Origin of the sequence: Rhodosalinus sp. FB01 (assembly GCF_041365715.1) — a bacterium.
In the GTDB taxonomy this organism is placed as follows: domain Bacteria; phylum Pseudomonadota; class Alphaproteobacteria; order Rhodobacterales; family Rhodobacteraceae; genus Rhodosalinus.
This window is the reverse complement of sequence record NZ_JBGFSH010000008.1, coordinates 77,500-88,514: the sequence shown is the minus strand read 5'-3', so window position 1 is coordinate 88,514 and position 11,015 is coordinate 77,500. Positions and strand designations below refer to the sequence as shown.

The window sequence follows — 11,015 nt, the reverse complement described above, 5'->3', positions numbered from 1 at the left end:
CGCGACGGGGGTCAGCTCCGCGCGCTTCCGCCACGCGCGCAGAAGCAGGCGGCGGCGGCGCCAGCGCAGGCGGTAGGCGCGCCAGAGCTCTGGGGCGGCGGTGCGGGCGGCGCCGGTCAGCTGGCGTATCCGCCGCCGCGGTGCCAGCGCCAGGCGTCCTCTATCATCGGCTCCAGCGTGGGCCGCGCGGGCCGCCAGCCGAGCTCGGCCTCCGCGCGGCCGGATCCGGAGACGAGCCGCGTGCAGTCCCCGGCGCGGCGCGGCCCCTCCGTCACCGGAACGTCCCGGCCCGTGACCGCGCGGGCGGCGTCGATCACCTGCCGCACCGAAAAGCCGTGCCCCGTGCCGAGGTTGAACACCCGGCTGTCCCGTCCCTCCGCCAGCCAGCGCAGCCCCGCCAGATGCGCCGACACGAGATCGCTGACGTGCACGTAGTCGCGGATGCAGGTGCCGTCGGGCGTGTCGTAATCCGTTCCGTGGATGGTGAGCGCCGGGCGCTGCCCGTCGATGGCCTGAAGGATCAGCGGGACGAGATGCGTCTCGGGACGGTGGAATTCCCCGATCTCGGCCTCCGGATCGGCGCCGGCCACGTTGAAGTAGCGGAAGACGACGCTGCGAAGACCGTACGCGGCCCCGAACTGGGAGAGGATCTCCTCCACCGCGCGCTTCGAGGCGCCGTAGGCGTTGACCGGGCGCAGCGCGCTCTTCTCGTCGAGGGTGACGCCGTCCTGTTCGCCGTAGACCGCGCAGGTCGAGGAGAACACGACGTCGCGGCAGCCGGCCGCAACAGCCGCCTCGGCCAGGGTGAGCGAGCCCAGCACGTTGTTGCGCCAGTAGAGGCCGGGATCGCCCATCGCCTCGCCGACCTGGCTCAGCGCCGCGAAGTGCATCACCGCGGCGGGCCGATGACGCGCGAACACCGCGTCGAGCCGCGCGCGGTCGGTCAGGTCGCCGCGCTCGAACGGGCCGAACCGCGCGGCCTGTTCCCATCCGGTGACGAGATTGTCGTAGGCCACGGGCATATGGCCCGCCGCGGCGAGCGCCTTGCAGGCGTGGGAGCCGATATACCCCGCGCCACCGGTGACCAGGATCCGCGCCATCGGGCGATGCCGCGCCGCCCTACTGCGCGGCCTTCTCGACCGAGACGAGTTCGTGCAGGTAGCGCAGCAGGTCCTCGCGCAGGTCGTCGCGCGCCAGCCCGAAGGCGACGGTGGCCTGCAGGAACCCCGCCTTGGAGCCGCAGTCGAAGCGCTGGCCGCGGAAGCGGTAGCCATAGACGTCGCGGCCCTGCGCGATCTCGTCGGCGATGGCGTCGGTCAGCTGGATCTCGTTGCCCGAGCCCTGTTTCATGCGGTTCAGGTTCTTCAGCACGTCGGGGGTGAGGATGTAGCGGCCGATCACCGCGAGGTTCGAGGGCGCCTGGTCCGGTGTGGGCTTTTCCACCATGCCGCGCACCTTCACGAGCTCTCCCTTGTCGTCCTCGAGGTCGAGCACCCCGTAGGAGCCGATGCGTTCCCGGGGCACGTCCATCGCGGCGACCATGGCGCCGCCCGTCTCCTCGTAGGCTTCGGTCATCTGCTGAAGGCAGGGCTGCTCCGCGGCGATCACGTCGTCGGGGAGGATCACCGCGAAGGGCTCGTCCCCGATGAGACGCCGCGCGCACCAGACGGCATGGCCGAGACCCAGCGCCTTGTGCTGGCGGATATAGGCGATCGCGCCCGATTCCATGTTGGTGTTCTTGAGGATCTGCAGAAGCTCGGTCTTGCCTGCCTTGCGCAGCGCGGTCTCGAGCTCGGGCGCATGGTCGAAATAGTCCTCCAGCGCGCTCTTGCCGCGCGAGGTGACGAAGATGAATTCCTTGATCCCCGCGGCGCGCGCCTCGTCGATCGCGTACTGGATGAGGGGCCGGTCCACGAGCGTCATGATCTCCTTCGGTACCGATTTCGTGGCCGGCAGGAAGCGTGTGCCCAGCCCCGCAACCGGGAAGATCGCCTTCGTTACCTTGTTCCGCATGCCCTGCTCCTGATCGACGAATTCACGCATGTCCGCCCCTCCGGGCGGCTCACCATGGCCGGAGCCTAGCGAAGTTCCGGGGGCGATGCATGTCGGATTTGTGGAATTCCCGAGGCCCCGGCGCGGGATCAGCCCGACATCAGCGAAACGCCCGGCGCGTAGGCGATGAAATAGGGATTGGCGAAACCGGCCTTGCCGTAGGCGAGCGGCGTGTGGTCGTCGAACCGCACCACGCGCCCCCCCGCCCCGTTGAGCACGGCGTGGCCCGCGGCGGTGTCCCATTCCATGGTGCGCCCCAGGCGCGGGTAAAGGTCGGCCTCTCCCGCGGCCAGCAGGCAGACCTTCAGCGACGAGCCCGCGCTGACCAGCTCCTTCACCTCGTAGCGCGCGATGTAGGCGTCGGTTTCCTCGTCGCGGTGCGACTTCGAGGCCACGACCCTGAGCGCCGAATTGTCGGGCTCCGCGACGTGAAGCTCCCGCGTCTCGCCGGGGTGGGCGGGGTCCATCTCTCCGGTCTCTTCCACCGCCCGGCCCGTGGCCGTGGGGTAGAAGAGGCGGCCCCTGGCCGGGGCGTAGACGACCCCGCGCACCGGCAGCCCCTCCTCGACATAGGCGATGTTCACGGTGAAGTCGCCGCGGCGCCGGATGAACTCGCGCGTGCCGTCGAGCGGATCCACGACAAGGAAGGTGAAGGCGTCCTGCGCGTGGCTTTCGGCCTGCTCCTCCGTGACGAGCGGCATGTCCGGGAACGCCGCGCGCAGGCCGTCGGAAATGATCCGGTCGGCGGCCTCGTCGGCGGCGGTCACGGGGCTTTCGTCGCTCTTCGCGCGCGCCTGAAGATCCCCGGACCGGTAGTGGCGCATGATCTCCGCACCGGCCTCGAGGGCCAGCCGGCGGACCGTTTCGGTCAGCACATCGTGATCCATCCGCCGTCTCCTCGGCTCGCGTCGCCCGCGCGCGGCATGCGCGAGATTGCCAATCGGGGCCGCCGCCCTTATGATCGTGTGGTAACGGAACCGCAAGTCGTCCGGGCGATCGTCGGGTCGGAGAGCAGAGACCCATGTTCCAGCAGACCCCCCCGCGAAACACGATCGGCTCGGCCGTCTCGACGGCGGAACGGGTGTATCACGGCGTCGTGCGCAGCGTCCGCAAGACGCATGGCAGCCCGATCATGTCGATCCTCATCAACGTGATGCAGACGGCGATCTTCGTGCTCGCCTTCTACTTCATGTTCACCTTCCTCGGCCTGCGTGGGCTCAAGATCCGGGGCGATTTCCTCATCTACATCATGACGGGCGTCTTCCTGTTCATGACGCACATCAAGACGGTGGGCGCCGTCGTCGCCTCCGAGGGGCCGGCCTCGCCGATGATGCTGCACGGGCCGATGAACACCGCCATCTCGATCCTCTCGGCGGCCGTGGGGATGCTCTACATCCAGTTGCTGTCGATGTTCCTGATCCTGTTCGTCTACCATGTGGGTTTCACGCCGGTCGAAATCCACGACCCGATCGGGTGCCTCGCCATGGTGCTGCTGGCGTGGTTCACCGGGGCGGCGGTAGGGCTCGTGCTGCTGGCGCTGAAGCCCTGGATGCCCGGCGTCGTCACCCTGATGACGAGCGTCTATCAACGCGCCAACATGATCGCCTCGGGCAAGATGTTCGTGGCTAACGCGCTGCCGCCGCACATGCTGATGCTGTTCGACTGGAATCCGCTCTTTCACGCCATCGACCAGGCGCGCGGCTTCGCCTTCATCAACTACTTCCCACGCAACAGTTCGATCGAGTATCCTCTCACCGTCGGGATCGTGCTGCTTCTGATCGGCCTGATGGGCGAATTCGTCACCCGCAAGCACGCCTCGCCAAGCTGGTACGCGCGCCGCTGAGGCCATGCGGCCGAAAGGCAAAGGAGACTGACATGCCCCGTGCCCTCTTGAGCGTCCTCGCCGCGTTCGCGCTGGCCCTCGCCGCCGCCGCGCCGGCGGCCGCGCAGGATGGGCCCTTGCCCGCGCTCTACGACGTGCGGGGCGTGGCACCGGACGACGTGCTGAACGTCCGCGCCGCGCCGTCGGCGGACGCGGCGCGCATCGGTGCGCTTGCGCCCGGCGCGCAGGGCGTCGAGGTCACCGCGATCGACTCCGCCGCGGGCTGGGGGCGGGTCAATGCCGGCGAACAGGCGGGCTGGGTGTCGATGCGCTTTCTCGCCCGGCAGCCGCGGCAGGGAGGCAACGCCCTGCCGGTTCCCATGCGTTGCTTCGGCACCGAACCGTTCTGGAGCCTGTCGGTCGCCGAGGACGGGCTGCGCCTCGAGGGGCCGGGCGTGCCGCGCGCGGTGACCGCCTCGCTTTCCGAACGCACGCGCGCGGCCGGTCGCCCGGACGCCTACGGCTTCGTCGGCTGGGGCGCGGGCGGCGGGCAGGCGATCCACGGAACGGTGCGGCGCGCGCGGTGCAGCGACGGGATGTCGGACCGGTTGTTCGGGCTTTCCGCCGACCTGCTCGTGCAGGACGGCGGGGCGCTGCGGCAATACGCGGGCTGCTGCACCCTCGCGCGCTGAGCCGTCACTCTACCACCCTAAGCGTCAGGTTGATCCGCCCGCCGCCGGGCAGCAGCGACGAAGAGCCGAAGCGGATCCGGTCCACCCCGTGCCATGCCAGCCGCGCAGGCCCCTCCAGAAGCGCGACGTCCCCCGATCGCAGCCAGAGCGACCGCGAGGGGCGCGGCGCGTCCACGCCGCCCACCCGGAAGAGCGCCTCGTCCCCCAGCGAGACCGACAGGACGGGCCAGGAGAAATCCGCCTCGTCGCGGTCCTGGTGCAGCCCCATTCGCGCGCCTTCCCCGTACCAGTTGACGAGGCAGCAATCGGGTGCGCGCGCGAGGCCCGTGACCTCGTTCCAGATCTCCATCACCTGCGCGGGGATCGGCGGCCAGGCCGCGCCCGAGGGATGGCGCGCGGCGTACTGGTAGCCCGACCTGTCCGACACCCAGCCGAGGCGGCCCGCCGCGGTCATGCGGACGGACATGGGGCGCCCGCCGGGCGTCACCTGGGTCACGAAGGGCGCGACCCGCGCCAGCGCGCGCAACCTGTCAACGAGCCGCGCCTGCGCGGGCGCGTCGAGCCAGCCGCGCAGCACGCGGACGCCGTTCAGGACCACCGTCTCGACCATCGCGGGCACCTCCCCTTCGCGGCTCGCGGCAATTGTTCCCATCGGGTCCAAAGGCTTGCTTGCAGGCCCCCGGACCCCTCCCTATATACCCGCCAGATGCGTGGCGGGCACTGGCCCGGCACGTGAAATGCGGAGCAGGGATGCCGGAACGGGTCCGCCGCTTCGGGATATCGCCTTGAACAGAAGAGGGATCAAACCATGGCCAAAGTGATCGGGATCGACCTCGGGACCACGAACAGCTGTGTCGCCATCATGGATGGCTCGCAACCCCGAGTGATCGAGAATTCGGAGGGCGCGCGCACCACCCCCTCCATCGTGGCCTTCACCGACGACGAACGTCTCGTCGGCCAGCCGGCGAAGCGGCAGGCCGTCACCAACCCCGAAAACACGATCTTCGGCGTCAAGCGCCTTGTCGGCCGGCGCCTCGACGACCCGGATCTCTCCCGGGACCTCAAGAACCTCCCCTACAGCGTCGTGGACGGCGGCAACGGCGATGCCTGGGTCGAGGTCAAGGGTGACACGTACTCTCCCAGCCAGATTTCCGCCTTCATCCTGCAGAAGATGAAGGAAACCGCCGAGAGCTACCTCGGCGACGAGGTGACGCAAGCCGTCATCACCGTGCCCGCCTACTTCAACGACGCCCAGCGCCAGGCCACCAAGGACGCGGGCAAGATCGCGGGCCTCGAGGTGCTGCGCATCATCAACGAGCCCACGGCGGCCGCGCTGGCCTACGGCCTCGACAAGAAGGACAGCAAGACGATCGCGGTCTACGACCTCGGCGGCGGCACCTTCGACGTGACGATCCTCGAGATCGACGACGGGCTCTTCGAGGTGAAATCCACCAACGGGGACACCTTCCTCGGCGGCGAAGACTTTGACATGCGGGTCGTCAATTACCTCGCCGACGAGTTCAAGAAGGAGCACGGCGTCGACCTGACGCAGGACAAGATGGCGCTTCAGCGCCTCAAGGAAGCCGCCGAGAAGGCCAAGATCGAGCTGTCGTCCTCGACGCAGACCGAGATCAACCAGCCCTTCATCTCCATGGACAAGGGCACCGGCCAGCCGCTGCACATGGTGATGAAACTCACCCGCGCGAAGCTCGAAAGCCTGGTGGGCGATCTCATCAAGGGCTCGCTGAAACCGTGCGAGGCGGCGCTCAAGGACGCGGGCCTGTCGAAGTCCGACATCGACGAGATCGTGCTCGTGGGCGGCCAGACGCGGATGCCCAAGGTGCTCGAGGAGGTGACCAAGTTCTTCGGCAAGGAGCCGCACAAGGGCGTGAACCCCGATGAGGTCGTGGCGCTGGGCGCGGCGATCCAGGCCGGCGTGCTGCAGGGCGACGTGAAGGACGTGGTGCTGCTCGACGTGACGCCGCTGTCGCTCGGGATCGAGACGCTGGGCGGCGTGTTCACGCGGCTCATCGACCGCAACACGACCATTCCGACGAAGAAGAGCCAGGTCTTCTCCACCGCCGAGGACAACCAGGGCGCCGTGACGATCCGGGTCTTCCAGGGCGAGCGCGAGATGGCGGCCGACAACAAGATGCTCGGCCAGTTCAACCTCGAGGACATTCCCCCGGCGCCGCGCGGCATGCCGCAGATCGAGGTCACCTTCGACATCGACGCCAACGGCATCGTCAACGTCTCGGCCAAGGACAAGGGCACCGGCAAGGAGCAGAAGATCACCATCCAGGCGTCGGGCGGCCTGTCGGATGCCGATATCGAGAAGATGGTGAAGGACGCCGAGGAGAACGCGGAAGCGGACAAGCAGCGCCGCGAACTCGTGGAGGCGAAGAACCAGGCCGAGAGCCTCGTGCACTCCACCGAGAAATCGCTCGAGGATCACGGCGACAAGGTCGATCCCTCGACCGTGGAGGCGATCGAACTGGCCGTTTCGGCGCTCAAGGAAGAGCTCGAGAAGGACGACACCACCGCCGAGAAGATCCGCGCCGGCATCCAGAACGTCACCGAGGCCGCGATGAAACTCGGCGAGGCGATCTACAAGTCGAGCCAGGAAGAAGCCGCTTCGGAGGGTGGCTCCGACGGGTCGGACTCCACGGACGCCTCCGGCAGCGGGGACGACGATATCGTCGACGCGGATTTCGAGGATCTCGATGATGACAAGCGGGCCTGACGACGCCCGCTCCTGACGAAACGCGCTGGGGCCGGTCCGGATACCGGGCCGGCCCTTCGCGGTTTCGGGCGAGGGAGATTTGCCGATGGCAAAACGCGATTACTACGACGTGCTCGGTGTGACGCGCGGAGCGTCGGCCGAGGAAATCAAGAAGGCCTACCGCCGCAAGGCGAAGGAGCTGCATCCCGACCGGAACCAGGACAACCCGACGGCCGAGGCCGACTTCAAGGAGGCGAACGAAGCCTACGAGGTGCTTCGCGACGCCGAGAAGAAGGCCGCCTACGACCGCTTCGGCCATGCCGCCTTCGAGCAGGGCATGGGCGGCGGCGGCGCGCGCCCGGGCGGATACGGTCCGGGCGGCGGCGATTTCGCCTCCGCGTTCTCGGACGTCTTCGACGACCTCTTCGGTGATTTCATGGGCGGGCGCGGCGGCCGCCGGAACCGCGCCGCGCGCGGTGCAGCTCTGCGATACAACCTGCGCGTGACGCTCGAGGACGCCGATACCGGGATGCAGAAGACCATCACCGTCCCGGGTTCGGTGCAATGCGGCGCGTGCGAGGGCACCGGCGCCGAGGGCGGCGCGGAACCCACGACGTGCCCGACCTGTTCGGGCATGGGCAAGGTGCGCGCGCAGCAGGGTTTCTTCACCGTGGAACGGACCTGTCCCACCTGCTCGGGCCTCGGGCAGATCATCAAGAATCCCTGCAATGTCTGCGGCGGCGCGGGACGTGTCGAAAAGGAGCGCGCGCTCTCTGTGAACATTCCCGCGGGCGTCGAGACCGGCACGCGGATCCGCCTCGCCGGCGAGGGCGAGGCCGGGATGCGCGGCGGGCCGCCGGGCGATCTCTATATCTTCATCGAGGTGCAGCCGCACAAGCTTTTCGAGCGCGAGGGCGCGGACCTGCACTGCCGGGTGCCGGTGTCGATGCCGGCCGCCGCGCTTGGCGGCGACATCGAGGTTCCCACCATCGACGGCGGTCGAAGCCGCGTGAAGATCCCCGCCGGAAGCCAGTCCGGCCGCCAGATGCGGTTGCGCGGAAAGGGCATGCCGGCCCTTCGCGGAGGCACGCATGGCGACATGTTCATCGAACTTGCCGTGGAAACGCCGGTCAACCTGACCGGGCGGCAAAAGGAACTCCTGCGCGAGTTCGAGGCGCTTTCGGAAGACAACAATCCCGAAAGCAAGAGCTTCTTTTCCTCGGTGAAGAGTTTCTGGGACAGCATGAAGGGGTGAGGGCCGCCCGGAAAACGCTCCGGCGGAGCGTTTGCAGGCCCGAACGCGCGAAGCGCCGGTCCCGAAGGGAGGGCCGCCCGGAAAGCGCTCCGGCGGAGCGTTTTCAGGCCCGAACGCGCGAAGCGCCGGTCCCGAAGGGAGGGCCGCCCGGAAAACGCTCCGGCGGAGCGTTTTCAGGCCCGAACGCGCGAAGCGCCAGCCCGGAGGGAGGGCGCATGGGCAAGCGACCGCGGCACTCCTCCGCCCCGCCGCCACGCGGGCCCCTCCCGCCGGTCCTGATCCAACGGACGCGCCTTCGGCGCGACGGCTTCAGTGAGCGGTCCCGGACAGCCGGCATAGCCGGCAGGTCCGGGACCGCACGAGGGCGCGCGCCGGCCCGGTGTTAACGCTTCGTTCACCGGTCTGCGGCAAAGGTCGGGCCATGCGTTCGCGTTCCGCCTTTGGCGAGGGGCCGCTGCCCCTTTTCGACGCCGACGAGGCGGGTGCGGACACGCGAGCCGTCAACGCCGGCGCCCGGCCCCCGTCGTATCTTCGCGACCACCGCAGCCGGCTGCGCGACCGCTTCCTCGCCGGCGGCGCCGATCCCATGCCGGATTACGAGTTGCTGGAACTCGTCCTCTTTCGCGCGATCCCGCGGCAGGACGTGAAGCCGCTGGCGCGCGCACTCATCGAACGCTTCGGGGATTTCAACGGGGTGGTCTCTGCACCCCGCGATCGCCTGGCGGAAACGCCCGGGGTCGGGCCGGCCGTCATCTGCGAGCTCAAGGTGGTGGAGGCCGCGGCGCACCGGCTGGCGCGGGCGCGCGTGATCGGTCGGCCCGCGATCTCCAGCTGGGAGGCGCTGCTGGATTACTGCCGCACCACCATGGCCCATCGCGCGACCGAAGAGTTCCGCGTGCTCTACCTCGACCGCAAGAACGTGCTCGTGGCCGACGAGGCGCAGGGCCGCGGCACCGTCGACCACGTGCCCGTCTATCCCCGTGAAGTGGTCAAGCGGGCGCTCGAACTCAACGCCTCTGCCATGATCCTGGTGCACAACCACCCTTCGGGCGATCCGACGCCCTCGCAGGCCGACATCGCAATGACGGAGCGTATCCGCGCCGCGGCCGAGGCGTTGTCGATCACCCTGCACGACCACCTGGTGATCGGCCGCGCGCGCGAGGTGAGCTTCCGCGCCGAGGGGTTGCTCTGACCGGGGCGGCCATCCCGCCGCGCGTCAGCCCCGTTCGATGGCGAGCGCAATGCCCTGGCCGCCGCCGATGCACATGGTGACGAGCGCGCGCCGGCCGCCGCACCGTTCGAGCTCGTAAAGCGCCTTCACGGTCAGGATCGCGCCGGTGGCGCCCACCGGGTGGCCGAGGGCGATGGCCCCGCCGTTCGGATTCACCTTCTCCGGATCGAGGCCCAGCCCCGCGTTCACGGCGAGCGCCTGCGCGGCGAAGGCCTCGTTCGACTCGATAACGTCGAAATCCCCGACCGAGAGGCCGGTGCGTTCGAGCAGGCGCTTCACCGCCGGGACCGGGCCGATCCCCATCACCTCGGGGCGCACCCCGGCATGGGCGTAGCCCAGCACGCGGGCGCGCGGCTTCAGGCCCGCGGCCTCCGCCGCCTCGGCGCGGGCGAGGACGATCGCGGCCGCGCCGTCGTTGATCCCGCTCGCGTTGCCCGCCGTCACGGAGCCGTCCTTGCGGAACACCGGACGCAGCGCCGCCAGCCCCTCGGAGGGCGCGTCGCGCTTCACGTGTTCGTCGGTGTCGAAAGCGACCGTGTCGCGCTTCACCCGGACCTCGACGGGCACGATCTGTTCGTCGAAGCGGCCCTCCTCGATCGCCCGCGTGGCGCGGCGCTGGCTTTCAAGGGCGAAGGCGTCCTGCGCCTCGCGGCTCACCTGGTGCTCTTCCGAGACGTTCTCGGCCGTCACGCCCATGTGGCCGGTGCCGAAGGGGCAGTTGAGCGCGCCCAGCATCATGTCGAGGGTGCGGACGTCGCCCATCTTCGCGCCCCAGCGCTGGTCGGGCACGATGAAGGGCGAGCGGCTCATGTTCTCGGCGCCGCCGGCGAGGCCGAATTCCGCGTCGCCCATGGCCAGCGACTGGATCACCGACACGATCGCCTGGGCGCCCGATCCGCAAAGACGGTTCACGTTCATCGCCGGCGTCGTCTCGGGGATGCCCGCCTCCATCCCCGCGACGCGTGAAAGATACATGTCGCGCGGCTCGGTGTTGATGACATGCCCGAAGGCGACATGGCCGACCTGGCCGCCCTCCACGCCCGCGCGCTCCAGCGCGGCGCGCGCGGCCGCCGCCCCGAGCGCGATGGGCGGCGTGCCGGCGAGGCTGCCGCCGAAAGTGCCGATGGCGGTGCGCGCGCCGCCGAGGATCACGATATCGTCCATGGTGAGAATCTCCGCCCGAGTGTCGGGAGCAGACTAGCCGCGCGCGCGGGCCGCGTCACCCTGAGCCCGCGTTGACT

The 11,015-nt window shown here is 69.3% G+C and carries 10 protein-coding genes; 5 read left to right on the top strand and 5 right to left on the bottom strand.

All coding sequences use genetic code 11. The annotated features are described in order from the left end of the window. Nucleotides 1–116 precede the first annotated feature (116 nt). The 3 genes from galE to cysQ form a co-directional block, all read right to left on the bottom strand. Nucleotides 117–1,100: a UDP-glucose 4-epimerase GalE gene (galE, locus tag AB6A65_RS12545; protein ID WP_371038730.1), complete on the bottom strand. Its 984-nt coding sequence runs from the start codon at nt 1,098–1,100 to the stop codon at nt 117–119. A gap of 19 nt (nt 1,101–1,119) precedes the next feature. Then, entirely contained in the window at nt 1,120–2,013 is an 894-nt protein-coding gene (gene galU, locus AB6A65_RS12540) for a UTP--glucose-1-phosphate uridylyltransferase GalU (RefSeq protein WP_371038786.1), read from the bottom strand. 128 nt (nt 2,014–2,141) lie between these two features. Further along, nucleotides 2,142–2,939: a 3'(2'),5'-bisphosphate nucleotidase CysQ gene (cysQ, locus tag AB6A65_RS12535; protein WP_371038729.1), complete on the bottom strand. Its 798-nt coding sequence runs from the start codon at nt 2,937–2,939 to the stop codon at nt 2,142–2,144. A gap of 134 nt (nt 2,940–3,073) precedes the next feature. Between cysQ and AB6A65_RS12530 the strand changes: the two genes are divergently transcribed. After that, a complete protein-coding gene (locus AB6A65_RS12530; protein ID WP_371038728.1) occupies nt 3,074–3,895 on the top strand; it encodes an ABC transporter permease in 822 nt (273 codons plus the stop codon). Between the two features lie 32 nt (nt 3,896–3,927). Then, complete coding sequence (locus AB6A65_RS12525) at nt 3,928–4,566, top strand: COG3650 family protein (RefSeq protein WP_371038727.1); 639 nt, start codon at nt 3,928–3,930, stop codon at nt 4,564–4,566. A gap of 4 nt (nt 4,567–4,570) precedes the next feature. Here AB6A65_RS12525 and AB6A65_RS12520 read toward each other — a convergent pair whose 3' ends face one another. After that, nucleotides 4,571–5,176 (bottom strand): alpha-ketoglutarate-dependent dioxygenase AlkB, encoded by a 606-nt coding sequence (locus tag AB6A65_RS12520; RefSeq protein WP_371038726.1) that lies wholly within the window; start codon nt 5,174–5,176, stop codon nt 4,571–4,573. A gap of 198 nt (nt 5,177–5,374) precedes the next feature. Here AB6A65_RS12520 and dnaK point away from each other — a divergent pair, with 198 nt between their 5' ends. The 3 genes from dnaK (at nt 5,375) to radC (ending at nt 9,735) form a co-directional block, all read left to right on the top strand. Further along, nucleotides 5,375–7,309, top strand: a complete 1,935-nt coding sequence (dnaK, locus tag AB6A65_RS12515; protein WP_371038725.1) for a molecular chaperone DnaK — start codon at nt 5,375–5,377, stop codon at nt 7,307–7,309. Nucleotides 7,310–7,394: 85 nt separating this feature from the next. Further along, complete coding sequence (gene dnaJ / locus AB6A65_RS12510) at nt 7,395–8,543, top strand: molecular chaperone DnaJ (protein WP_371038724.1); 1,149 nt, start codon at nt 7,395–7,397, stop codon at nt 8,541–8,543. A 421-nt stretch (nt 8,544–8,964) separates the two neighbouring features. Continuing rightward, on the top strand, nt 8,965–9,735 hold the full coding sequence (gene radC, locus AB6A65_RS12505; RefSeq protein WP_371038723.1) for a DNA repair protein RadC: 771 nt from the start codon (nt 8,965–8,967) through the stop codon (nt 9,733–9,735). Nucleotides 9,736–9,759: 24 nt separating this feature from the next. Here radC and AB6A65_RS12500 read toward each other — a convergent pair whose 3' ends face one another. Next, entirely contained in the window at nt 9,760–10,938 is a 1,179-nt protein-coding gene (locus tag AB6A65_RS12500) for an acetyl-CoA C-acyltransferase family protein (RefSeq protein ID WP_371038722.1), read from the bottom strand. Between the last annotated feature and the right edge of the window lie 77 nt (nt 10,939–11,015).